The organism is Paenarthrobacter sp. 10N417 (assembly GCF_056394745.1).
The window spans coordinates 113901-139689 of the sequence record NZ_JBFTIL010000004.1; the positions used below are offsets into that span (position 1 = coordinate 113901).

Annotated in this window: 17 protein-coding genes and 2 pseudogenes; 14 read left to right on the forward strand and 5 right to left on the reverse strand. The window is 61.7% G+C overall.

Features of this window, described 5'->3' with window-relative positions:
* Positions 1-101 precede the first annotated feature (101 nt).
* The 4 genes from AC1DCM_RS06520 to AC1DCM_RS06535 are packed head-to-tail and all read left to right on the forward strand — an operon-like array spanning position 102 to position 5978.
* Entirely contained in the window at positions 102-944 is an 843-nt protein-coding gene (locus AC1DCM_RS06520) for a fumarylacetoacetate hydrolase family protein (RefSeq protein ID WP_442005005.1), read from the forward strand.
* Positions 945-964: 20 nt separating this feature from the next.
* On the forward strand, positions 965-2572 hold the full coding sequence (locus AC1DCM_RS06525; RefSeq protein ID WP_477517719.1) for an FAD-dependent monooxygenase: 1608 nt from the start codon (positions 965-967) through the stop codon (positions 2570-2572).
* A gap of 17 nt (positions 2573-2589) precedes the next feature.
* Complete coding sequence (locus AC1DCM_RS06530) at positions 2590-4572, forward strand: flavin-containing monooxygenase (RefSeq protein WP_477517720.1); 1983 nt, start codon at positions 2590-2592, stop codon at positions 4570-4572.
* Positions 4569-5978, forward strand: a complete 1410-nt coding sequence (locus tag AC1DCM_RS06535; RefSeq protein ID WP_442018964.1) for a carboxylesterase family protein — start codon at positions 4569-4571, stop codon at positions 5976-5978. The genes AC1DCM_RS06530 and AC1DCM_RS06535 overlap by 4 nt, the downstream gene beginning before the upstream one ends.
* A gap of 63 nt (positions 5979-6041) precedes the next feature.
* Here AC1DCM_RS06535 and AC1DCM_RS06540 read toward each other — a convergent pair whose 3' ends face one another.
* The 3 genes from AC1DCM_RS06540 to AC1DCM_RS06550 are packed head-to-tail and all read right to left on the reverse strand — an operon-like array spanning position 6042 to position 9246.
* Positions 6042-6959: a formylglycine-generating enzyme family protein gene (locus AC1DCM_RS06540; RefSeq protein ID WP_477517721.1), complete on the reverse strand. Its 918-nt coding sequence runs from the start codon at positions 6957-6959 to the stop codon at positions 6042-6044.
* Positions 6960-7015: 56 nt separating this feature from the next.
* Positions 7016-7678, reverse strand: a complete 663-nt coding sequence (locus AC1DCM_RS06545) for a helix-turn-helix transcriptional regulator (RefSeq protein WP_442018962.1) — start codon at positions 7676-7678, stop codon at positions 7016-7018.
* Positions 7679-7680: 2 nt separating this feature from the next.
* A complete protein-coding gene (locus AC1DCM_RS06550) occupies positions 7681-9246 on the reverse strand; it encodes a sulfatase family protein (RefSeq protein ID WP_442018961.1) in 1566 nt (521 codons plus the stop codon).
* Positions 9247-9515: 269 nt separating this feature from the next.
* Between AC1DCM_RS06550 and AC1DCM_RS06555 the strand changes: the two genes are divergently transcribed.
* The 10 genes and pseudogenes from AC1DCM_RS06555 to AC1DCM_RS06600 form a co-directional block, all read left to right on the forward strand.
* Entirely contained in the window at positions 9516-11045 is a 1530-nt protein-coding gene (locus AC1DCM_RS06555) for an ABC transporter substrate-binding protein (protein WP_442018960.1), read from the forward strand.
* Between the two features lie 63 nt (positions 11046-11108).
* Positions 11109-12050 (forward strand): ABC transporter permease, encoded by a 942-nt coding sequence (locus AC1DCM_RS06560; protein ID WP_442018959.1) that lies wholly within the window; start codon positions 11109-11111, stop codon positions 12048-12050.
* Positions 12047-13879 (forward strand): dipeptide/oligopeptide/nickel ABC transporter permease/ATP-binding protein, encoded by a 1833-nt coding sequence (locus AC1DCM_RS06565; RefSeq protein WP_477517722.1) that lies wholly within the window; start codon positions 12047-12049, stop codon positions 13877-13879. Before AC1DCM_RS06560 ends, AC1DCM_RS06565 begins: the two co-directional genes overlap by 4 nt.
* A complete protein-coding gene (locus AC1DCM_RS06570; RefSeq protein WP_477517723.1) occupies positions 13876-14712 on the forward strand; it encodes an ATP-binding cassette domain-containing protein in 837 nt (278 codons plus the stop codon). The genes AC1DCM_RS06565 and AC1DCM_RS06570 overlap by 4 nt, the downstream gene beginning before the upstream one ends.
* Before the next feature lie 27 nt (positions 14713-14739).
* Entirely contained in the window at positions 14740-16149 is a 1410-nt protein-coding gene (locus AC1DCM_RS06575) for a sulfatase family protein (protein WP_477517724.1), read from the forward strand.
* A complete protein-coding gene (locus AC1DCM_RS06580; RefSeq protein WP_477517725.1) occupies positions 16146-17864 on the forward strand; it encodes a sulfatase family protein in 1719 nt (572 codons plus the stop codon). The genes AC1DCM_RS06575 and AC1DCM_RS06580 overlap by 4 nt, the downstream gene beginning before the upstream one ends.
* 36 nt (positions 17865-17900) lie before the next feature.
* Positions 17901-20357, forward strand: a complete 2457-nt coding sequence (locus tag AC1DCM_RS06585; protein ID WP_477517726.1) for a beta-glucosidase — start codon at positions 17901-17903, stop codon at positions 20355-20357.
* Between the two features lie 80 nt (positions 20358-20437).
* Positions 20438-21946 carry a sulfatase family protein gene (locus AC1DCM_RS06590; protein WP_477517727.1) on the forward strand — a complete coding sequence of 503 codons (1509 nt, stop codon included), beginning with the start codon at positions 20438-20440 and terminating at the stop codon, positions 21944-21946.
* A gap of 120 nt (positions 21947-22066) precedes the next feature.
* Entirely contained in the window at positions 22067-22246 is a 180-nt protein-coding gene (locus tag AC1DCM_RS06595; protein WP_477517728.1) for a hypothetical protein, read from the forward strand.
* Positions 22247-22378: pseudogene (locus tag AC1DCM_RS06600) on the forward strand (YidH family protein); the annotation flags it as partial.
* Positions 22379-22440: 62 nt separating this feature from the next.
* Here AC1DCM_RS06600 and AC1DCM_RS06605 read toward each other — a convergent pair.
* Both AC1DCM_RS06605 and AC1DCM_RS06610 read right to left on the reverse strand, forming a co-directional pair.
* Positions 22441-24315 (reverse strand): annotated as a pseudogene (locus AC1DCM_RS06605) (FAD-binding monooxygenase); the annotation flags it as partial.
* An 85-nt stretch (positions 24316-24400) separates the two neighbouring features.
* On the reverse strand, positions 24401-25774 hold the full coding sequence (locus AC1DCM_RS06610) for a pyridoxal phosphate-dependent decarboxylase family protein (protein WP_477517729.1): 1374 nt from the start codon (positions 25772-25774) through the stop codon (positions 24401-24403).
* Between the last annotated feature and the right edge of the window lie 15 nt (positions 25775-25789).

Here is a 25789-nt window from a genome sequence, read left to right on the forward strand (position 1 = left end):
CATGGATCGAAAGTACATTATTGACTCAAGAATGCATTCTTTGTATAGTTCAAAAACCGGCAAGCCCGGAGGCAATGACGCCGGCACAAGAAAGGATTCACATGCGCTACGCAAGTTACTTGAACCAAGAAGGCCAGCCCACATGGGGCCTGGAGGCCAACGGAGAACTGCTTGACCTTGGTCCCAGTGGCGCCAGCCTCAGCCCCTCGCTGCAGTCGGCCATCGAGGAAGGCCTGCTGTCAGCTCCCCTGGAGGGGGACAAGGCGCCGGTCCAGCCGGTTGAAGGAACCACCTTCCTCCCCGTCCTGTCAGCGCCCGGCAAGGTCATCTGCATCGGCGTCAATTACCGCAGCCACCGGGAGGAAACCGGACGGGACGAGCTAGGCAAGCCCACCGTCTTCGCACGCTTCTCTGACACCCTTGCTGCCCACGGCGCAGACCTGCCGATTCCCGCAGAAAGCTCCATGTACGACTACGAAGGCGAAGTCGCACTGGTGATCGGAGCCCACGCGGACCACGTCAAGCCGGAAGACGCGTGGAACTACATCGCCGGCTACGCCGCGTTCAATGACTTCAGCGCCCGCGACTGGCAGCGCCACACGGGTCAGTGGACCCCCGGCAAGAACTTCCCACTCAGCGGAGCCTTCGGCCCCTACTTCATGTCCGCCGAGGAAGTCGGTGACGTCACCGAGCTCGTGGTGGAAACCCGTGTAAACGGCGAGGTCCGGCAGCATGCCGCCGTCGCTGACCTCATCTTCGACATCCCCGCCATCATCGAGTACGTCACCGCGTTCACTCCGCTGGCTCCGGGCGACGTCATTGTTACAGGTACGCCCGGCGGTGTGGGGCTGTTCATGGAGCCGCCAACATTCCTGGTCCCCGGTGACGTGGTTGAGGTTGAGGTCGGCAAGCTCGGCACCCTTCGCAACGTCCTCGTTGCTTAAGAATGCGTGGAGGTAACACCATGGAGGACTTCGAAGTTGCGGTCGTGGGGGCCGGCCCGGTTGGACTGACGGCGGCGCTGCTGCTTGCCGACGGCGGTGCACGCGTTGTGCTGCTCGAAACCGCCACGGCGCCGATGGACCTGCCGCGGGCCATCAGCATCGCTGACGAGACCTTCCGGACGATGGACCGCTTGGGCCTCGCGGAAGCGCTGAAGACGGAATCGCTGCTGGGAACCGGCAGCCGCTACTTCGGGTTGAATGACAGGCCCCTTGCGTCGTCCACGCCTGTTCCCTCCCGCATCGGCCATCCTGCGAAGTCGCAGTTCGACCAGCCCGTGCTGGAAGAGCTGCTGTGGAACAAGGCCCAAAACCACCATGGGATTGAGTTCCTCGCCGGTGCCCAGGTAACTTCCATCAGCCAGAAAGCCGACGGTGTGAGCGTCGGATTCGACTCCGACGCCGACGCCGGCGCCAGCGCCGGCACCGTGACGGCGTCCTGGCTTGTTGGGGCGGATGGTGGTCGCAGCTTTATCCGCGAGAGCCTGGGCATCGACCTGGTGGGTTCCACCCAGCAGGAACGATGGATTGTGGTGGACTTGCTCAACATCCCCGGGGCACGCGAACCCTACGCCGAGTTCCATGGAAACGGGACCCGTCCCTACGTCCTGGTTCCGGGAATCAAGGGCCGCCTGCGGCTTGAGTTCATGCTTTTCGACCACGAAGACGCGGACGAAATGACGTCCCCGGAGAAGATCCTGGAGCTGTCCAGACCCTTCCACCCGGAGCTCCGCACCGAAGACGTCAGGCGTGCTGTGGTCTACGTAGCCCATCAGCGGCTGGCACGCACCTACCGTTCGGGACGCGCGTTCCTGATCGGGGACGCGGCACACTTGATGCCTCCCTTCTCCGGACAAGGGTTGAACGCAGGCCTGCGGGACGCCCTGAACCTGAGCTGGAAACTGCTGGAAGTGCTCCGCGGTGTAGGCACGGACCGCCTCCTGTCCACTTACGAGTCCGAACGCCGCACCCACGCGGCCAAGATGGTCAAGGTTTCACGCCGGACCGGTGCAGTAGTCATGGCCGTCGGCGCTTTCCGGACCAATCTCCGGGATATTGCTTTCCGTACGGTCAGCCTGATTCCCGCTGTGCATAGGTACCTGGGTTCGATGCGGTTCATCACGCCGCCGGACTACCGCAACGGTGTGGCCATCAAAGCAGATCGCGACGTTGATCGTCGAGTCGCAGCCTGGGTGGGCCTTGCCCTCAGCCAACCGGCCGTAGCCGATGAGGACGGATCGACGGCGCCACTCGACTCACATCTGGGGAGCGGGTGGGCGCTCATCACACTTGGGGCAGGTGTCGCCGAAACGTTAGCCGGCAGCCAGTTCTGGTCCCTGCTCGGCGCTCGCCGGATCACGCTCACGGGGAATTCCCACGCGACCCGCCGGAATCGTGATGAGCAGGTCCTGATGGATGCGGGGCGTGTTCTCGCGCTTCCCGGGTTGGCCACACGCCACACCGTGCTCGTCCGTCCCGACCGTTACGTCGCTGCCGCGTTCACCGAGCAAAGTGAGCAGGCCGTGATCAACAAACTGCGTTCATACGTCCATCCGCTGTCGCGGCCGTGACGAATCAAGGAGGAAAAATGCCGAGCATGCAGGAAATGAGATCTGAGACGATGCGGTTTGACGACCTCTACTGGCAAACAAGTGCAGAGCCGATCGTCGAAGACGACGTCGACCTGGAAAAGATCGTCGCCCAGGCGGAACTTCCTGTCCTGCTCGCCGCCCTCGCGGCGGCGCTTGGCGATACCACTTTCCTCAGCAGCGATCTGCAGCCTCCCTTGACCCTGGTGGATACCCAGCCTCATCCACACGGGGGCATGTCACCGGATCAGCAGGAACGCGCCAAGGCGCTGGCTTTGGAGGGCTTGCGCAGGCTGCGGGACAAGGAAATCACCAGCGTTGACATGCTGGAGGACGACGCAGTAGCGGACCTCCTCGGCTTCCTCACGGGCGGCCGCGAGCACTGGCACGCGTCGCTGAAGCATGAACTCGACCTCGCTGCGGACAAGGGCGGAGCTCCGCAGTGGAGTTTTGACGAGGTCGCTGACGGACGCGACTTCCCGGTGTTGATCATCGGTGCCGGGATCGCCGGAATTGCTGCGACGTACCGCTATTCACAGGCAGGTGTGCCCTTCACCGTCGTGGAGGACGCACCGACCCTGGGCGGGACCTGGGCCAAGAACACCTACCCGGGTGTCCGCCTCGATACCCCCACGTTCGGATATTCGTATTCCTTCGCCCAGCGTGGTGACTGGCCACACCAGTTCGCCGAAGGCGGAGACGTTTTGGATTACGTCCGTGACGTGGCCGAGCGTGCAGGTGTGGTGGAATCCATCGAGTTCTCCACCCGTCTTGTCCGCTTGTTATGGGACGAGGAGTCACGCACTTGGCAGGCGACCACCCGCCATAACGGCGGCCTGGAGCGGGTGCGCACCTTTGCCGCCGTCGTAAGTGCACTAGGCCAACTGGACCGGCCCAACATCCCTGACTTCCCTGGGGCTGAGCTGTACCACGGCGTGACCATGCACTCGCAGGAGTGGTCGCACGACGCCGACTACCGCGGCAAGCGCGTGGCAGTCATTGGCACCGGTGCCAGCGCTTACCAGATTGTGCCCGCGCTTGCTGACGAGGTCTCCGGGCTGATGCTCTTCCAGCGCAGCGCGCCGTGGATGCTTCCGGCTCCGAATTATCACGACGGCGTCAGCGACACCTTCACGTGGTTGCGACGCAAGGTTCCCCACTACGCACAGTGGTACCGCCTGTGGGTGACGATTCAAGGCATCCCGGGCCGCTTGCACACGGTGACCGCCGAGGACGGATGGCAGGGTGCGCCGTTGAGTGTTTCGGCCAAGAACCAGGAAGTCCGTGAAGTGCTGATCGACCGCTTGAAGGAGCAGTTCGCCGACCGTCCGGAACAGTTGGAGACCGCCATCCCCAACTATCCGCCGGGAGCCAAGCGGATGCTGCGTGACAACGGGGTGTGGGCCGCTGCCCTCAAGTCCGAGCGCACCACCGTGGTTACCGCCGGGATAGAGCGGTTCTCCGAGAAGGGGATCATCGACAAGGACGGCGTTGAACATGAGGTAGACATCGTGGTCTTCGCCACCGGGTTCAAACCCTCCGATTACCTCGACGAGGTGGAGGTTGTTGGCCGCGAGGGTGTGGAGATCCACGATTTCTGGAAGGGCGACGCCAGGGCCTACAACGGCGTCACTGTGCCCGGGTTCCCCAACTTCTTCCTTATCTATGGCCCCAACGTTGGAGGAGTGGTGGCGGGAAGCCTGCACTTCATGATCGAGCGGGCCGTCGAGTTCTCCCTGAAGGCCGTCCACGAGCTCCTGCAGCGTGGCGCCTCCGCAATCGACGTCAAGCCGGCGGCGCTGGACCGCTTTGTGGAATGGGTCGACGCCGGAAATCGCCGGATGGCTTGGGGGCAGCCCTACGTGCGCAGCTGGTATCAAAACGCGCATGGCCGGGTTTCCCAGGTATGGCCCTACACAAACGTGGAGTACTGGGAAACAACCGAGACGGTCAAAGCGGACGATCACGAGTTCCTTGCGTGACGGTTCTGTGGATTGATATTCCCGCTGGGGAGGTCAGGGCGAGTCTTCGTGCAGGAATACTGGACGCACCCGGACTTCGCTATGGGACGGCGGGTTCGGACCCGCGGAACGGTGAGGTTTCCAGGGTGGTTGCCGGCAACGCGCAAACCCGCCCGGCCGCCTTTCCGCAGCGCCCGGGCATGCTGGACGGGTTGCTTGGCGCTGCGTTGAGCGAGCTTGAACAGAATGAGGATGCTTTTACCTTGCGGGTCCAGGCCCCTGCCGGTGCCCATGGACTGCCCGTGCTCTTCTTCATTCCTGGCGGCGGTTTCACCACCGGCTCCGGGGAGAGCCGTTGGTACGACTCGCCGGACCTTGTGCGGAACGGCGGCTTTGTTCTGGTCACAGTGAACTACCGGCTCGGAGTGACAGGGCATTTCGGCTCGCTCGGGGAACCCTCGGAATCCACCAAACCCTTGCGTGATCTTCGCGCCGCACTGGCTTGGGTGCGGGAGAACATCAGCGCCTTTGGCGGAGACCCCGGGAAAGTCACCTTGGCCGGGGATTCAGCCGGTGCTTGGTATGCCTATGCCCTGAGCACGAACCCGTCAGTGCGTGGTTTGGCAGCGCAAACCCTGTTGATCAGCATGCCCCGCCTGGCGCCACTGCCTGTAGGGGTCTGGCTCAGCCATCGTGCTGCCGTTCTTGAAGCCTTGGGGTCGGGCCCTGAGGCTGCTCGAGTTCCGGCACTTCTTGATGCCCAGGAGGCTGCAAGGGCAGGTCTTCGGCCGTTCCCGTATATGCCCGTGGAGTCAGGGGAGGCTCCGGCCGACCTGGTGAGGTATGCGGATTCGGTTCAGAGGATCCACACCGGCGCCCTGCTCATCCTTACCACCGCTGAAGAGTCCGCGGCGTTCCTGCGCAACCACCCGAGGGACCAGTTCTCCACTGCGGACGTGGACGAGTTCCTTGAGCGAACCTTCGAAGACCCTGTGCTGGCTGCGGAACGCCTGGTGACCAACGGTGAAGAGCCCGATGCTTACCTCCGGATGGTTCGAGCCGCGACATTGGCACAGTTCCGCATCTCCGCCCTGGAGATCGCCGCGCACTCACCTGTGCCGGCCCAGGTGGTCCGATTCGATCACCGAAGCAAGCTTGATGGCGCCTACGCAGCCCACTGCTTTCCGCTCGCGTTCATCTTTGACGGCACTGACCGTTGGGGGGATTCCCCGATGATGGTCAACGCCTCAGAGGCGGAAACCGCTCGGGTGACTGCTTCAATGCGGGAGCTGATTTGCCGATTCCTGCATTGCGGAGTGGCCGAAAGCAGCCGCTACGACGCCGGGGCTCCGCGGTCGTTGGTCATCGACGCTGATGGGGTCCGGTCGGAGCCGGTCCGAGAAGCGGAAGTACGGGCGTTGGGGTAGGGGGGCATTCAGGGCGCGCCTTTTCGCGAATAGGCGAGCTGGCCGTCGATGCCGTGATCGCCACTAGAGCGCCACGGTACGGAATCCGCAGTTGCCGCTGGAGGATTCAGCGGTGTTCGATGTACGGGCTGCAACCCGGTATCGGTTGCAGTAAGAATCGTGACAGAGGTAGGAACCTCCGCGCATCACTCGCCCGGTCCCGATGGTGGGACCTTGTGGGTTATCGACCGGCGAGTTCCGGTAGTACTTGGGCAGGAACCAGTCGGAGCACCATTCCCAGACATTTCCTGCCACCTCGTAGAGTCCGTAGCCGTTGGCTGGAAAAGACTTCACTGGCGCCGTTCCCAGATGACCGTCTTCGGTTGTGTTCTCGTGGGGGAACGCGCCTTGCCAGATGTTGCAGCGGTGCTCGCCGTCGGGTGTTAGCTCGTTGCCCCAGGCATACCGCTTGCCGTCCAGACCCCCGCGTGCTGCGTACTCCCATTCCGCCTCCGTGGGCAGTCGGCGCCCGGCCCAATCACAGTAGGCAAGGGCGTCATTGTGGGATACGTGGACAACAGGATGGTCAGGGATATCCTCCCAGTGTGAATCTGGGCCAGTGGGGTGCGCCCAATCAGCCCCTCGGATATTCAGCCACCAGTGTGCTCCTGTCGCGACGCCGAGGATGTCGTCCGGTTTAGCGGTGGAGAGTAGGTGGAAGACAGCGGACGAGCCAAAGACTTCGGCTTCTGAACGATAGCCGGAGTCGGCGGTAAACGCGGCGAACATCTGGTTGGTGACCGTGGTGGCGTCGATGGTGAATGGGTCCACCCGGACGTTGTGCGTGGGTGATTCCCCATCGCGTGGATACCCTTCGTCGAAGGCATCCCCCATGCTGTAGGTTCCGCCGTGGAGGCGGATTCCCTCATGCGCGGGTTTCCCGGTGCGTGGCCGCGGTGAGTCAGGGTGGGGGAGGAGCTGCGCGGGAAGTGAATCGCGCATTGGGGCGCAACAGCTCTTGCCATGACCCGCATTTGAATCGCTTGAGGTCAGAGGTATCACTTTTTCGTCTTCAGGTCTCGTTGACGGATCAGGGCCTCCAGACGCACTTCCGTCGCTTCGAGCCACGCCATCAGACTGTTGACCATGTAGAGGCCTCTTTCGCTTTGCAGCCTGATGAGTTCCTCGCGCCAATAGCGTTCCTCTTCATCTTCGTCGGGGCCGAAGTCTTCTTCTGCAAGGGCCATGACAATGAGGTGGTTTTGCCGGTGTTCGCGGCGGAAGTGGAGCTCGGTGCGAACCAATTCCAGGGCTTTCTCGGGGCTGTGTGTTCCCGCGAACCTAAGCCGTACCTGGAAATCCGGGTCCAGGGGCCGAACGGGGGGCTCGTAGGGGGAGTCAATCCATTCCTGCAGTTTCCGTCGTCCTTGGTCGGTTATCTCGTATAGCTTGGCATCGGGTCCGGAGTCTCGAGGGTCAGGGACCGGGATGGCCCATTCACGGTCCACGAGCTTGCCGAGTTGGCGGTAGATCTGCGAGGTCTGTGCGCTGTAGCCAACATAGGGGCCGTGGCGGTCAAGCCATTTGCGAACGTCGTATCCAGTCCGGGCGCTGGTGCTTAGCAAGCTCAGAAGGATCACTTCAAGGCGTCCAAGGGAAGTGCCATTTTCGACACGGGAACGCTTCGACGGCGTTACGTTTTCGAGAGGTACAGTTTCCACTTTTACTCCTGGGCCATGATTGTTGCAGCAAACCGCTTCCGCATTGCCTCTCGATCTTCCTCGCTTATGGGCACCTGGGCGTGCCAGGAGACGTGTGTCGCCGAGTTCCCCGGAGTCAAGCGTTCCTCGAGATGCTTGGCGAGGTGGCCCCGACCGGTGTTGCGGAGATGCTGCATATAGTCCTTTGGTTGATTGTAGAGGGTGGGGCCTACCTGAAGTGCCCCCTGCATCGGGTCAGGAAGTGCTCCTGGAGTTCCGGCGTAGAAGCCGAGCCATTCCATGAGGTTGGACCGCATTTGCGTGGCGAGGCCCTGATCGGCGTCGATCAGGTTCTTCGTAAGGTAGGGGTCCTCCGTGACGTTGAACAGGGACTCTAGTTCGGCCCGAAAGCAGCCTGGATGGTAGGTGCGGATATATAGGTGGTCGCGGGTCCGGACGGCCCGCTGGTACGTGTGCGCCCCGTGTCCCCAGACAAGATAAGGGCGTGAATCGATGCTCTCTCCGCGGACCGCCGGCGCATAAGACACGCCTTGCCACTTTTCCGGCTGCTGCAGTCCCAGTAGGTCCAGGATGGTCGGCGCGTAATCAATGTTGTACAGCAACGCGTCGTTGCGGGTCCCAGCTACTCCATGCTGGTCGGTGATCCCGGGCCAGTGAATGATCATGGGGAGGCGATGCACAGGTTCGGACGCAAGGCCATGCTCGGCGTAGAGGCCGAGTTCGCCGAATGATTCGCCGTGGTCCGAGGAGACGACAATGGCGACGTCGTCGGCCAGTCCCATTTCCTCGATCGAGCGGCGAAGCCGGCCGAACTCCGAATCCCAGAAATGAATCGCCCCGTCGTAGCCGTTGATGAGATGTTCGAAATCCGCCCGGGTACGGATCTCGTCCGGCATATTGTGGGGCACGCGTGACTTCCGTGGTCCTCCTGAATAGTGGAGATCAAGAGCGCTGCGCGCACCATATACCTCGGCGTGGCCATCGATGGCCTCCTGGTCCGGCCAAGCGGGAGCAGGGCCCGAAGCCGCAGCTCTCTGCGTCCACGACTCGTCCTGGAGGTAGTCAGTATGCGGGTCCCAGTAGGTGAGGTGGAGGTACCAGTTTTCCACGTCTCTATGCTTCCCGATCCATTCCAGGGCAGTGTCCGTGATCATGTCTGCCGGTTCGTCGCCCATGTCAGGGGTGACTTGGATGTTTTCCCGGAAGTTGCCCATGAAGTAGTAGGCGCGGTGACGTTCAGCGAACGATGAGACCGCGGCACAGGTGTAACCAGCCATGTTCAGTGCCTGGCCCAGAAGCGGACGGTGAGGCTGCGGGGCGTGGCCGGCGTCGAGGCGGAACCGGGCATCGTCGCCAAAGTGTCCAATTACCCCGTTGGTGATCCCATGCTGGCCGCTGGTGAGTGCGGTCCTGGAGGGAAGGCATGGGGAGTCGGAGCAGTAGTACCGGTCGAAGACCACACTGCTTTGGGCCATCTCATCCAAATTGGGCGTGATGTTCCTCGCGTAGCCATAGGTTCCGGTGTGATCGGGGCGGAGCGAGTCCACGTCCACGTAGATGATCTTCATCGATCAGTTCCTTGTCTCCTGGTTGCTGAAGTCCGGGGGTGGTCATGTTTCGGCCCGGCATCCTTTGATGTTCTTAGTTATAGCACTAGTGGAAATGCTGGAACAGTCCCTGCCGCATGTTTGGGCAAGAAAGCTATTTCACAAGTTAAATAGCTCAGGTCTTGTGTCGTGACTCACAATCTGTCATTCTCGAATTACTGCTCAATGCTGAGCGGCAGGTACTGCGGCATAAAACGGCTGGGTGCCTCCACAGCTGAAAGGACGTAACGATGCGTTTTAAGAAGGCCGCCGTAGCAGCCACGATCGCCGCCGGGCTTGTGCTGGCTGGATGCAGCGGTGGCGGCGGGACGAGCGACGGGTCGAAATCAGCGGCCAGCCTTGTTGTCGGCAACATCATCCCGCCGGCCACCTTTGAGGCAAGGAACCTCAACTGGGGTAACCAGTCGGTCTATTTCCAGGCCGTGTACGACAGCCTCCTCAAGCCCTCACCCAACGGCAAGGACGTCGAAGCGAACCTCGCCACAGACTGGAAGTACAACGAAGACAAGACCGTCCTCACGATGAAGCTGCGTGATGATGTCACCTTCACCGACGGAACTCCCTTCACGGCCGAGGTGGCGGCCCAGAACCTTCTTCGGTTCCGCGATGGAACGTCCCCTCAAAAGAGCAAGATCGTGGACTTGGCGGGTGCCACCGCCAAAGACAAGAACACTCTGGAAATCCAGCTCAAGCAGGCAAATCCTGCGTTCGTGATCTACTTGGCCCAGGCCGCGGGCATGCAGGAAAGCCCTGCTGCTTTTGACAAGCCGGATGTCCAGACCAACCCGATTGGTTCCGGGCCCTACATCCTTAACACCGGCTCCACTGTTGTGGGGACGTCTTACAAGTTCGACAAGAATCCCAAGTACTGGAACGCTGATGCAGTCAAGTACGACACCCTGACAATCAATGTTTACAACGACGCGACCTCACTGTTGAACGCACTGCGGGGCAAGCAGCTTGATGCCTCAGCCATCAACGACGTCAGCATCATCCCCCAGGTCAAAGCCGCCGGCTTCACCGATAACGGCAGTGACCTGAATTTCGCCGGCCTGATGCTTTTTGACCGCGCCGGACAAAGCAACCCAGCGCTGGGCAAGGTCGAAGTACGGCAGGCCATCAACTACGCAGTTGACCGTGACGCCTTCCTCAAGGCCGTTGGCCTCGGCTTCGGCAAAGTGACCGGCCAGGTCTTCCGTGAAGACTCCCCGGCTTATGACCAGCAACTGAACGACACCTACAAGTTCGATCCTGCAAAGGCCAAAGACCTGCTCGCCAAGGCAGGCTACCCCAATGGTTTCGAGCTGGCGATCCCCACCTCACCGGGATTCCCGAAGCAAGTGTGGCCGTTGCTGCAGCAGCAGCTTGGCGACGTGGGCATTAAGGTCTCCTACACCGACGTCGGACAAAACATCATCGCCGACCTCCAGGCCAAGAAATACGGCGTGTCGTTCTTCACCCTCCAGCGCGACGCGAACGAATGGCAGTTGATCAGCAACCTTCTGGCCCCGACAGCAACCTGGAACACCTTCAAATACCAGGATCCAACCGTGGATGCACTGGCATCCAAGATCCGCACCGCCGAAGGCCCTGATCGGGACGCGGCCCTGAAGGAGCTCAACAAGTACGTCGTTGACCAGGCCTGGTTCGCCCCGTGGTACACACCCACGAACTTCTTCGTCACCAACGCCAAGACCAAGGTTGAGCTCAACCAAGGCAACGCCTGGCCGAACCTCTGGAACATCACCCCCAAGGCCTAGGACCACTGTCGGGGGTCCACCGAAAGGGCCCCCGACAGCCCTACCCACTGAAAGATCACCATCATGATTTCATTCATCGTGAGAAGGCTCCTCACCGGCATCGTAATGCTTGCTGCCATTACTACCGTCGGGTTCACGCTGCTGTACATGGGCGGCGGTGACATCACCAGGAAAATCCTCGGCGAATCGGCGGACGCTCAAACTGTCGCCCAAAAAGCACACGAACTGGGTCTGGACCGTCCCGTCCTTATCCAATACGGCGACTGGGTTGTCCACGCACTTTCCGGCGACTTCGGCTATTCGTGGTTCACCGGCCAGACGGTCTCCGCCGCGATCATTTCCCGCCTGTCCGTCACCTTGTCTCTTGTCATCGGTACCGTGCTTATCGTCGCCGTCGTCTCGGTGGTGCTGGGTGTGCTTGCGGCGACAAAGCGGGGCTGGATCGATAAGCTGGCCCAGCTGCTCGCCGTCCTGGGCCATGCAATCCCCGGGTTCCTCTTCGCCGTCGGCCTGGTTCTGTTCTTTGCGCTCACCCTGGGCTGGTTCGACCCGACAGGGTATGTCCCCTTCACCGAATCACCTTCGGGATGGCTGAAGACCGTGACCCTGCCGGTGATTGCCTTGGCGCTGGGCGGCATCGCCAACGTTACCCAGCAGATACGTGGCGCCGTCATCGATGCGCTCCGTAACGATTACGTCCGCACACTGCGCAGCCGGGGCATCCCTGAGCGCAGGGTCGTCCTCAAGCACGTCCTGCGTAATGCCGCGGGTCCGGCATTGGCAGTCCTCGCCGTCATTTTCGTCGGACTCCTCGGCGGCGCGGTCATCGTGGAGCAGGTCTTCGCGATTCCCGGCTTGGGACAAGTAGCCGTGCAGGCTACAACTCAGGGCGATATTCCGCTGGTGATGGGCCTGCTCGTCGCCACCGGTGTCATTGTCATCGTCTTCAACCTCCTGGTCGATCTGGCCCAGGGCTGGCTCAACCCGAAAGTGCGTCTGTCATGACAACTCCGGCACATACCACCGATCCCGAGATCGTCGTCGTACCACCCAGTTCCACAACGGTCCCCCTGTTCCGCCGGGTTCTTCGCAACCCCCTCGCCGTAGCCTCGATGGCGTTCCTCGCTGTTGCCATCCTTACCGCGGTATTTGCCCAGTTCCTCGCTCCACACGATCCGAACAACGCCGTGATCCAAAACGTGCTGGGCCTTCCAGGAGGCGAGAACCCACTGGGCGCCGATGGTGCAGGCCGCGACGTACTGTCCCGGCTGATTTATGGTGCTCAGTTCAGTCTGGCCGGCGCACTGGTCGCCCTGCTGACCGCGATGCTCATCGGCGTGACCGGTGGCCTTCTGGCCGGCTACTTCGGAAAGTGGATCGACACTCTCTGGACCTGGGTGATCTCGCTCATGATGGCGCTGCCGACCATCATCGTGCTCCTGGCCGCACGGGCCGTGGTGGGACCATCGCTGTGGCTGTCGATGCTGATTTTCGGCGTCATGCTGTCGCCGGCGTTCTTCAGGCTCGTCTACGCCTCCGTCACTGCAGTCCGCAATGAGCTTTATGTCGATGCAGCCCGCGTCTCGGGGCTTAGCGACACCCGCATCATCGCCATCCACATCCTGTCCGTCGTCCGCGCCCCTATCGTGATCCAGGCAGCCATCGTCGGAGGTATAGCCCTGGCTGTTCAGTCCGGACTGGAATTCCTCGGACTGGGCGACATCAACGTCCCCACCTGGGGTTCAATGCTCAGCGAAGGCTTCACTAACCTCTACACCTCTCCCATGCTCATCCTCTGGCCGGCACTGGCCATCGGCCTGACGCTGATCTCCCTGACCCTGCTCGCCAACAGCCTCAGGGACGAACTTGAACGCGCCAACGCACCCCGTAAGCAGGGCCGCAAGAAAGCGACCGAAGCCATCGCGACCGACGTTAAGGATACGGAAGACATCATTCGGCACGCGGAGCCGGCGGCTCCCGAAGGAGACATCGTCCTCGAAGTTTCGAATCTCTCCGTTGGCTACCCGAGCCCGGACGGAGGCACGAAAAAGGTCGTTTACGACGTTTCACTCACGGTCCGAAGGGGTGAAGTCCACGGACTGGTCGGGGAATCGGGTTCGGGCAAGACCCAGACTGCTTGGTCCATCCTGCGGCTGCTGCCCGAAGGCGGCAAGATCGTCGGCGGCTCGATCCTTTTCAAGGGGAAGGACCTGGCACAGCTGTCGGGGCGGGACATGGAAAAAATGCGTGGGCGGAATATCGCTTACATTCCACAGGAACCTATGTCCAACCTGGACCCGTCCTTCACGATCGGCAGCCAACTCGTTGAGCCGATGCGCATCCAACTACATATATCAGCTGATGAGGCCAAGGAGCGTGCATTGAGCCTGCTGGCAAGGGTGGGTATCCCCAACCCTGAACGGACGTTTGACTCCTATCCCCATCAAGTCTCCGGCGGTATGGCCCAACGTGTCCTGATTGCCGGCGCCATCTCCTGCAACCCCGATCTTCTGATCGCCGACGAACCAACCACCGCCTTGGACGTCACCGTCCAGGCAGAGGTCTTGGATCTCCTTCGGGACCTGCAGTCCGAGTTTCACATGGCGGTAGTCCTCGTCACCCACAATTTCGGTGTCGTCGCCGACCTTTGCGACAGGGTTTCCGTCATGCGCCTCGGACGGATCGTCGAAACCGGCCCAACCGAGCCAATCTTCGACGCCCCACGCCATCCGTACACCAAAGAGCTCCTCGGAGCCATCCTCAGCGAAGCCGAACCACGCGGTCCACTCGTTGCTGCCGAAAGCACCACCAGCCCGAAGGGAGCAGTTCGATGAACGAGTCACTGTTGGACATCCAAAAGGTCATCGTCGAATATCCCGGCCGCGGCTTCCGCGGCAAGCCTTTCAGGGCGCTTGACAGCGTCTCCGTCGACGTTCAGAAGGGCGAGTGCGTGGGCCTGGTCGGTGAATCCGGTTCCGGCAAAACGACGCTGGGCAGGGCAGTCCTTGGATTGGCTCCTGTGACAGGAGGAAAGGTGCTGTTCCGTGGGGAGGACATCTCCCACGCCAACCGCGCCGACCGCCGTCGGCTGGCAAGCGACATACAGGTCGTCTTCCAGGACCCCTACACTTCCCTTAACCCCTCCCTGACGGTCGAACAGATCCTGTCCGAGCCGCTCAACGTCCGTAAGGTCCCCAWGGCCGAATCGTCCAAGCGGATCAAGGACCTCTTCGACATGGTCCGCCTGCCAGGCGACGCCGGGAACCGTCTACCCCGGGAGTTCTCCGGCGGGCAGCGGCAACGCATCGCCATCGCCCGAGCCCTGGCACTCAAACCCGCGCTGATCGTCTGTGACGAGCCGGTGTCCGCCCTGGACCTCTCGACCCAGGCCCGGGTCCTGGAATTGTTCCAAGACATCCAGGAGCAAACCCAGGTGGCCTACCTCTTCGTCTCCCATGACCTTGAAGTCGTGCGGCATATCAGCCACCGCGTTGCGGTGATGTACCGGGGAGAAATCGTCGAATTCGGCGATGGGGACCAGGTCACCAGCCGTCCCCAGCACCCGTACACTCAACGCCTGTTTTTCGCCGCCCCAGTGGCAAACCCGAAGGCTCAGGCGCGACGCCGCGAAGAACGCCGCCAGTTGCTCGCCGCCCAGAACGCATAGGAACACGGACTCATAGGAACACGAACAATGGACGAAAGAGTCGACGTCGGCGTGGACGGCAAGACAAACATCCTCCTCATCACGGCCGACGACATGGACGGCAACACACCCGGCGCATTCGGAGGCCCGTACGACGCCACCCCCAACCTCGACCGGCTTGCCGGAGAGGGAATGGTGTTCGGGCGCGCCCACGTCCCCGCGGCCGTGTGCCAGCCAAGCCGCTCCGCCCTCATGACGGGGCTGTGGCCGCACCGAAACGGCGCAGAAGGCTTCGAACCCATCAACGACGGCATCGGCGTTATCAACGACCATCTGAAGCAGGCCGGATACAAGGTGGGAATTCTCGGCAAGGTAAGTCACATCCAGCCAGTCGAGCGCTTCGGCTGGGACATGGCGGCTGACATGCGCCAACTGGGCCTCGGGCGGAACCCCGAAGCCTACGGCAGCCGCGCCGAAGAATTCATCGCCGAAGCCTCCCGTGACGGTCACCCATGGTTCCTCATGGCCAACGCCCACGATCCCCATCGCCCATTCCACGGAAGCGCAGCGGAGCGTGAACTCTGGACGGCAGAGGAGCGCAGCGAATACCCCGAGCCATCAAAAGTATTCAGCGGAGATGAAGTGGAGGTCCCCGGTTTCCTTCCAGACATACCGGGAGTGCGTCAAGAATACGCCGAATACTTGAGCTCTTCGCGCCGTTGCGATGACGTCGTGGGAGCCGTACTCGCCGCACTCGATCGAACAGGAAAGGCGGATGACACCCTCGTAATTTTTATGTCGGACAACGGCATGGCCTTCCCATTCGCCAAAGCAAACTGCTACCTCCGCAGCACCCTGACTCCTCTTATCGTCCGTTGGCCTGGGGTGACCACTCCGGGAAGCAGCAACGCCGACGCCTTCGTCGACATGCTGGACCTTTTCCCCACCTTCTGCGACGCCGCCGGTGTGGCGGTGCCCGGGGGAGTCGACGGTGCCACACTGACCCCGCTCCTGAAAGGCGGGAGAGAACGGGACCGCGACCAGGTCTTCACTGTCTTCCACGAGACCTCGGCCAAACAGCGTTTCGAAATGCGCTGCGTCCAGGACTTTCAGTATGGCTACATCTGGAACGGATGGGCTGACGGCAGCGTCCAGTACCGCGCCGAGAACATGTGGGGGTTGTCCTGGCCCGCAATGCTTGAGGCAGCCGAAAACAACGAGGCCATCCGACAGCGCACCGACTTCTATCTCACCCGGGCCCGCGAAGAGCTCTACGACCTCACCGCGGACCCCGATTGCCTCAACAATCTCGCCGACCAGCCCGATCTTGAACCCGTCCTCACCCGGAAGAGGACCAGCCTGTCCCGTTGGATGACCAGCACAGGGGATCCGATGGCGACAGAATTCCACTTAGGAACCGGGCGGCCGGTTGAACACACTGCGGCAGCCACGGAATGAAAACTCCCAACGTGGTGTGGATTTCCACGCATGACATCAACCCGGACCTTGGCTGCTACTCCGGCATCTGGCCCGGCGCCGACTACGCGCACACACCCAATCTGGACCGCCTGGCGGCAGACGGGGCCCGATTCGACATGGCCTTTGCCTCCGCGCCGGTGTGTGCGCCCGCCCGATCAGCGATAATGACAGGCTGCTTTCCCAACGCCATCGGCACCATGCACATGCGCACGAAGGCCATCCCCCCGGCTGAAGTGAAGCTGTTGCCGGAATATTTTCGGGCAGCGGGCTACTACTGCACCAACAACTCCTTCACTGACTTCCAGGTAGACGTCCCGCCGGTCGTTTTTGATGAATGCAGCCCCACGGCACATTGGCGCAACCGGCCGGATGAGGATACGCCCTTCTTCGCAGCCTTCCATGGAATGACCACCCACGAGTCCCAGATATATCTCGATGACGAGTCCTTCCAACGCGCCACCCTCAACGTTGCGCGACAGGTCCGGCACGACACGTCGACTGCGCCACTGCCGCCCTACTACCCGGATACCGACGTCTTCCGTAAGGCCTGGGCACGATACGCGGACCTCATCACCGAGATGGACCACTGGGTCGGCGGTATCCTCGACCAGCTCGAGGAAGACGGGCTGGTCGAGGATACGATCGTGGTCTTCTGGAGCGATCATGGCAGAGGCATGCCCCGCGCCAAGCGCTGGGCGACTGAAGCAGGCCTGCGCGTACCCCTGCTCCTGCGGTGGCCAGGTGTCATTCAACCTGGCACGGTCAGGACTGACCTTGTCCACACAATGGACCTCGCTCCCACAATGCTTGAAGCCAGTGGCCTGCAAGTTCCTGGGCACATGCATGGTAAGCCGCTCCTGAGGCGGGGCGGCTCGTTCACTGACCGTCCAAACGCCTACGTTTACGGCGGTCGGGACCGCATGGACGAATCGGAAGACACCTCCCGGACCGTCCGCGACGAACGGTACCGCTACGTCCGGAACTTCCATCCAGACCGATCGCCCATGCCCCACATCGACTATCCCGATCACACGGCTACTTGGTCGGAGCTCAGGCGACTAAGGGGAGAAGAAGCCAGGCAACTGGCGTGCGGCGAGCTGCCCAGCCGCTTGACCGACCTTCAACGCAGCCTCGTAGCAGCGTCCAAGCCAGGGGAGGAACTTTACGATCTGGAGCAAGACCCTCACGAAACCCGCAACCTCGTCCAGGACCCGGGACACATGAAGGCGCTTGCCAGATTACGGGGAGCGCTCAAGACATGGCAGGACAGCGTTCAGGACCTGGGAATGATGCCGGAACGCCAGTTGATGGAAAATTGGCGGCCCAATGGCGAGGCTCCGGTAACAGCCACACCAACCCTCTCAATCACGGCCGAAGGAATCAGCGCTGCATGCGAGACGCCGGGGGCGTCCATCGGTTGGACAGCCTCACCCCCAAATCCGAGCTCATCACCGAGGCCCCAGGAGCAACGGAAACTCATGGACCGGGTGACAGGCAGTCCTGAGGAAGACGGACGTATATGGAACCTGTACACAGCCCCGGTTCCCTCCATGGGGACCAGTTCCGTGCGCTTCAAAGCGTGGCGTCTCGGCTTCACGGCCAGCCAAGAGGCCAGTGTGCAAGGCCGGGTGGCTGGACGCGCCCCGAAGTCCCCAGAGGGTCACCTCCACGAAGACAACAACCTGCCCCTTTGAGGCGGCGAACAACAACTTGCAGCGAAAGAAGGAAACATGGAAACCATCACCATCGACCAACGCATGGAAGCACTGGTCCAAGAACTGACTCTCGAGGAAAAAGTTCAGTTGCTCACCGGGCACGACTTTTGGACGACGTGGCCGATGGAGAAGATCGGCCTGCGCCGGATCCTGGTTTCGGACGGCCCGACGGGTGTTCGTGGTGAGGCTTGGGATGAGCGGCAGCCGTCGGTGAATTTMCCGTCCGCGACGGCGATCAGCTCGACTTGGGACCCTTCCATGGCCGACCGCCTGGGCGCGGCCTCCGCTGTGGAAGCCCGGCGGAAGGGAGTTGATGTCGTTCTTGGTCCGACGATTAACCTGCACCGTTCCCCGCTGGGCGGCCGGCACTTCGAAGCCTTCAGTGAGGATCCGGTCCTCACCGGTGAACTGGCCGCATCATACGTGAACGGGGTGCAGCGCAACGGCGTCGGCGCCACACCGAAGCACTATGTCGCCAACGATTCCGAAACCGACCGGTTCACCGTTGACGTGCAGGTCGATGAGCGGCCGCTGCGCGAACTGTATTTGCTGGCGTTTGAGAGGGCCATCGTCGAGTCCAGGGCGTGGCTGGTAATGAGCGCCTACAACTCCATCAACGGCACCACCGCCACCGAGAACGAGCTGCTGGAAACGCCGCTGAACAGCGAATGGGGCTTCGACGGGGTAGTGATCAGCGACTGGACCGCGGTCCGCAGCGTCGACTCCGCCCGCGCTTCCCAGGATCTGGTCATGCCCGGCCCGCAAGGGCCTTGGGGCGACGCCCTTGTGACCGCGGTACGCGCTGGGGAGATCCCTGAAGCCAGCATTGACCGGAAGGTACTGCGGATCCTGCAGCTCGCCGCCCGGGTGGGCGCCTTGGAAGGGTTCGAAGCCGTCCAGGCGGAACCGGTGGACCGGGAAGACCTGGTCGCCTTCACTCGAGAAGCTGCTGCCGCCGGCACTGTGATGGTGAAGAACGACGGCGTGCTGCCGCTGGATCGGGCGGTGACGGGGACCGTCGCCGTGATCGGGCACAATGCCAGGCACGCCAGGACGCAGGGTGGGGGGTCAGCGACGGTCCTGCCGGACAAGGTCGTCTCGCCGCTTGAGGGCATCCGGACCGCATTCGGAACTGACAAAGTCACGTACAGCATCGGCGCCATTGTGCAGGAAGGCGTCGCCGAACTGCCACTGGGCCAGTTGACCAACCCTGCCACAGGAGAACCCGGTCTGCGGGTGACCTTCCTCGACGCCGCTGGGGCTGAACTGTTCACCGAGGACCGCCGCTCGACTGCCCTCGTCTGGTTCGGCGGCGACGCCCCGGTCAGGGAGTCCTCCACGGTGCGTCTGCACACCACCTACACCCCGGACGAATCCGGCAACGTCCGGCTGGGTGCGGCCACCGTCGGCCAGACTCGGATCTACGTCAATGACGGCCTCGTCCACGAAGCAAACATCCACGTGAATGGCAAGGACATCGCCGAGTCCTTCCTCGCCCCGCCGTCCTCAACCGCGGAAATTCCGGTCGAAGCGGGTGTTCCCCTGGATGTCCGGGTGGACCTCGACATTTCCGGCCGGACCGGACCGCTCGAGAACGCCCTCAGCGTTACCCTGGGGACCGAACCCGCCGACACGGACCCTGAAATGCTGATCATTGAAGCAGCCAAGGCTGCACGGGAAGCCGATGTCGCCGTCGTCGTCGTCGGTACCAACTCCCGGGTCGAATCCGAAGGTTACGACCGCACCACCCTGGACCTGCCCGGGCTGCAGGACCGGCTGGTCCACGCCGTTGCCGCCGCGAACCCGCGCACGGTGGTGATCGTCAACGCCGGATCTCCGGTCATCATGCCCTGGCGCCACGAGGTCGCCGGGATCCTGATCGGTTATTTCGGCGGCCAGGAATTCGGCAACGCGCTCGCCGATATCCTCACCGGGACTGCCGAACCCGGCGGCCGACTGCCCACCACCTGGCCCGCCACCCAAGGCAGCGTCCCGGTTCTCAACACCACCCCTGACACTGATGGGAAGCTCCGCTACGACGAAGGGATCCACATCGGCTACCGCGCCTGGCTCAAAACCGGCGCCACTCCCGCCTACGAATTCGGCTACGGCTTGGGCTACACCACGTGGAAACTGGACACCGTCGATGGACCCACAAAGCCCGTCACCCCAGGCGAAGCCGTACCCATCACCGTCACGCTGACCAATACCGGCGGACGGGCCGGTAAGCAGGTGGTACAGGTCTACGCTGAAAAGCCGGACTCCGACGTCGAACGGCCAGTCCGCTGGCTCGTCGCCTCCGTGCCTGTATGGGCCGAACCCGGCGACACCGTCGCCGCGACCGTGGATGTACCCACCCGTCTGCTGGCTTACTGGGACAAAGGCTGGCGCTATGAAAGCGGCGAGTACAGCCTGCGCATCGGGACGTCCGTGACAGACCTGCCCATCGAGGGAAGCATTCGTCTTCCCTGAAACGAGACCCGAATAAGAGATATCCAGCCAGTGCACTTGGGAGTGCACGAGGTACCCAAGAACTATCGAAAGGAAGAGAGATGTCGAAGACGAACATCATCTTCATCATGTCTGATGACCACGCTGCGCACGCGATCTCGGCGTACGGCAGCCGGGTCAACTCGACCCCGCACCTGGACCGCATTGCCGAAGGAGGCATGCGCCTGGATGCCGTGTACTGCACGAACTCCATTTGCAGTCCTTCGCGTGCCTCCATCCTCACGGGAACCTACAGCCACATCAACGGCGTCTCGTCGATTTGGACGGAGATGGACTACCGGGTGCCCACGTTTGTTGATGTGCTCCACGGGCAGGGTTACAAAACCGCGCTGTTTGGAAAGTGGCACCTGGGTGAGCACGGCAGGGCCTTGCCGCGGGGTTTTGATAATTGGAAGATCTTCCCAGGGCAGGGTGACTACGTCGATCCGGAGATGATTGATGAGAACGGTGCCACTACAGTCCCCGGGTATGCGACGGACATCGTCACCGATCTTTCCCTTGATTGGTTGAACGGGCTGACGGGAGAGGAGCCGTTCTGCATGCTTGTCCATCACAAGGCCCCGCACCGCCCCTGGATTCCTGACGAGAAGCACAAGCACCTGTATGCGGATGGGCAAATTCCTGAGCCGGAGACGTTTTTCGATGACTACGCCACCCGCAGCCAGGCCGTCCGGAACGTTCACATGACCATCGCGGATGATATGGGGGCAGAGGACCTCAAAACCGAGGTCCCTGAAGAATTGCGCGGACCCGAAAACAGGGAAGCGCGCATGCGGTGGAAGTACCAGATCTACATGCGCGATTACCTGCAGTGCATCCAATCCATCGACGACAACGTCGGCCGGCTTCTGGACTACCTCGATGAGCGTGGACTGTCCGAAAACACCCTCGTCGTTTACACCTCGGACCAGGGGTTTTTCCTGGGTGATCACGGCTGGTTCGATAAGCGGCTGATGTTTGACCAGTCCCTACAGATGCCGATGTTGATGAAATGGCCTGCCGAAATCACTGCCGGCAGCCGTTGCGAGGCAATCATTACCAACGTTGATTTCGCGGCCACGTTCCTGGACATTGCCGGGATCAAAGCGGATGAGTCACTTCCCACATCGCAGGGCCGCAGCTTTCGGCCTCTTCTGCGAGGAGAGGCGATCGACGATTGGCCGGACGCAGCCTACTACAGGTATTGGGAGCACGATGATCCCATCCATGCTGCACCTGGCCACTACGGCATTCGCACCGCGGACTTCAAACTCATCCATTATTACAACGCTGGTCTTGATGTCCCGGGTGCCTCAGATCGGGTATTCGATGCTGAATGGGAACTGTATGACCTGCAGAATGATCCCACCGAAGTCCGCAACGTAGCTGACGATCCCGGGTACGCCCATATTCGCGCTGAGCTGGAACAACAACTCGCCGAGTATCAGCGTCACTACCGGGATGAACCCTATGCCGGTCCCGGCACACCGCATCCGGCATGGGGTCCCCACGATGCAAACGTGCTGGAACGAGTTGAAACGTACGTCCGCGTACTCCGGGCGTCCAGCTAGGACCCACGCGATCGGGCTGGCCAGTCCGAAGAGATCGGCCAGCCCGGGATGCGTACTTTGTGTACCAGATTTTGCAACACTGACCCGAATTAAGCGCCGCTGTTAGGAATATCCACGACCATGACCACCAGGCCTGCACCCGCTGCTCAACACACTCCCGGCGCCGCCGTCCTCAGCGCCTTGCGCTGGGTCGCGGTCATTCTCGGATGCGGCCGCCGGGAACGGGCCCGCAGATTACTCGCGCTGATCCTCCCTCAGGAAAGTCATCTGGAGGACCGGAACACCACGCCACGAAGCTAACTGCTCCCGAGCATTCAGGCGCCGGAACCAGATCCAGACCCTAGATTCTCGCTGGCGAACGAGCGCACATTCTTGGCCTGGATCCGCACGTCCTTGGCGCTGCTCGCGGTTGGAGTCGCGGTTAAGGCATTCAGACTGAGCGCAACATGACTTCGAGGTCCTTCGTTGAATACCCTGGTTTCGACTCGCGGCCGTAAAACGGGTGCAAAGAACGCGGTGAGTTCGGTCGTTGCGGTGAGCGGCAGGATGTTTGCCACGTATTGGTCAGGGCGGACAATCACTATGAGACCTCCGCGGTTGAGGCCACGCAGGTCGAAGATGTCCTCTGTCGGATCTGTTGCGTAAACCTTTTCGTAGTCCGTGAGCCGGAACGGACCGACTTGAGGTTTGAATACTGCGGGAACGGCGTTGATGTCGACGCCTGTGTGATCCTGCTGGTAGATCACTTTGACGTCGTACCACGCGTCAGGGTCGGCCCCCGACGGAGTGGCGGCAAGGGGGGAATCCGGCGAGTTGGTGATCCAGTTGGCGAACCGCTCGGTGGGCGAGTCGGCGCTGTGCGGCGCCGAGTCTGCGAAGACGTAGATTCGCCAGCGGCCGTCGGCCTTGGCGTGGTGGCCGAGGTGTACTCGATTGGCATCAGCGACTCGAACTACTGGTGCTGACTTGAAGCGCTTGCCGATGGTGAATCCGGGGGCCAGGCGCTGGTGTTTGGCGGCGGCCACCAGCATGGACGGCGCGTACTCGGTCATGAACCCGGCCGGGAACTCGGCGGTGCGGACGTAGAAGTCCTACAGCTCGGAGGGGTTTTCGAACTCCTCCGGTTTCCTGGCCATGAGGGTGGACCACTCTTTGTCGAAGTCGATGAGGTTTTTTGCCACCATCTGCCGCTCGGCGGAGTAGGTGGACAACAGGCTCTCCGGGCTTCGGCCCTCAAGCACGTGCCCGAGCTTCCAGGCCAGGTTGAAGCCGTCCTGCATAGACACGTTCATGCCCTGGCCTGCTTTGGCGCTGTGCGTGTGGCAGGCGTCGCCAGTGATGAACACTCGGGGCATTCGGGTCCCGCGTTGCTCCGGCAGGACGTCGTCGAACCGGTCCGTGAGCCGGTGGCCCACCTCGTACACGCTATGCCAGGTGACATTGCGGACATCCAGGGTGTAGGGGTGGAGGATCGCGTTCGCCTTGTCAATGATTTCCTCCACTGAGGTGCTGCGCACTGCGCCCTTGTTTTGGGCCTCTACCTCGCCGAGGTCAACGTACATCCTGAAGAGGTGGCCGCCTTCGCGCGGGATCAGCAAGATGCTGCCGCCCGTTCCGGACTGTATCGCGCATTTGAGTCGGATATCTGGGAAGTCGGTTACCGCCAGGACATCCATGACGCCCCAGGCATGGTTGGCCTGGTCTCCAGCGAGGGCGCAGCCAATGGACTCACGCACCTTGCTGCGCGCACCGTCGGCGCCGATAACGTATTTGGCTTGGACAATCTTTTCCTGCCCTTCGTGGGGGCCGGAGGTGTGGACCAGGGTCACCGTGACGGGATATTCTCCCTCCTCCGCGACACTCAGGGAACGAAACTCAAAGCCATAGTCGGGGGACATCCGTGTGGGCGAATTGGCCATGAACTCGGCGAAGTAGTCCAGCACGCGGGCCTGGTTAACGACGAGGTGGGGAAATTCGCTGATGTCGGCGGGGTCATCCGGGGTACGGGCAATGCGAATGATGCGCGAGGGGTCCGCGGGGTCGGGCTTCCAGAATGCCGTCTCGGTGATCCGATATGCCTCGGCGGTGATCCGCTCGGCGAATCCGAAGGCCTGGAAGGTCTCTACTGTTCGGGTCTGGATGCCGTCGGCCTGGCCAATGGCGAGCCTTCCGGGACGGCGCTCCACGATGCGCGTGGCGACACCTGGGAATTGGGACAATTGCGCGGCCGCGAGCATGCCGGCGGGCCCGGTGCCGACGATCAGCACGTCGACCTCGTTGGGAAGTTCAACTGGCCGGTTGATGCCGACTCCTGCTGCCGGCTGGATCAGGGGGTCCCCGGATACATAACCGTGATGGTGAAACTGCACAGGAAATTCCTCACTTCGTTGTAAGTCGGTCAGCGTCAAAGCTCTTTAGAACTGGACGCGCTTGATGTACTCGTTCAGCTGGGTCTTAGATCGTCCGTGGGGGCTGTTGCTCCATTGACGCAACGAGGCGATGGCTGAATTCTTTGGCCACTTGGAGATGCTCGGGTTTCATCGTGCAGGATCTCAGGACAGTGGTGTAGTCGCTATCAACTGCGATCCAAGGATGGTTCCTCGCGAGCCACTTGCTGTCGACCCGATACAGCGCCAAGTGCCAGCCGTCTTCGGCCAGCGCCGCGAACGCATCTTCTGTTGCCGCAGATATCTGGCTGCTCGTGGGACGCCGTGGGAAGGTACAAACGATGTCAAGTTCGGGTTCGACGACGAGCTCGGCACCGTCGGCGGCTCTGATGATTTCAGCTATTTGCAGCGCGGCCCTTCGGCCGTCGGCGATAATCGATCCCATTCCGTCCCGTGACAACCCGAGAGCCTCAACCGTGGCCCAAAATGCCGCGGCAGACGCTCCCGCTCTTGAGCACTCCAGACTGATCTCCCCAAGGTGCAGGTCAGAAGATGTGAAGTAGGTGTAAGGGGAACTGTGCGAATAGAGCTTGCCGACAGATGGGTCGGCGAAGAGAACAGATCCGCATCCGTACGGTTGAAGTCCGTGCTTGTGCGGATCTACGACGATTGAGTCCGCGCGGTGAACGGCCAGGAAGGGGGGAGGATCAACCAGCGGTTCCGGACCAGTTGCCAGGAGAGTGTGGAATCCCCCGTAGGCTGCATCGATATGTAACCGGACTCCGAACTCGGCTGCCAGGTCCGCGGCCTCATGGACTTGGTCCAGCGCGCCAAGACCGGTCGTGCCCAGAGTTACGACAACGGTCCCGACCCCGCCTCGCGTCAGCCTAACCCTCAAATCCGCCATTGAAAGACGGCCCCGCTCGTCTTCCGGAATCGTCTCATGCGGGGTTCCGAGCAACCGGCACATGCGCTCGTGGGTGTAATGGGCGTTCGTTCCGGACAGTATGACCTTACCTGGATGCAATTCCCTGGCAACCCAGAGTGCCTCAAGGTTAGCGATCGTGCCGGACGATGTCAGATGGCCCAGATGTTCCTCATAGCCGAACATTGCCGCAAGTTTGGCCACTACTTCCTTTTCCAGGACCGCGGTAGCCGGGCCTCCGTCCAGAGCATGATTATTCGGGTTGATCAATGCCGTAATGGACTGCGCAACCCAAGCCACAGGGTGCGGAGGCTTAAGGAGTTGTCCGATGTACTTCGCATCCCCGTATGGATACATGTTGACCAGCCGTTCAACCAGGGAAGAAAGGGCAGCTGAGCCTGATGAGTCAATTGTTGGTCCTCCTGCCCACAAGGTGGCGTACGCCTCCAAGTCTTTGGCGCGCTGCCTTAGTTCCGCGATTACGGCGTCGTCCAGCCGGACGTCTTGAGCCCCCATAAGTTTCTCCTGGCG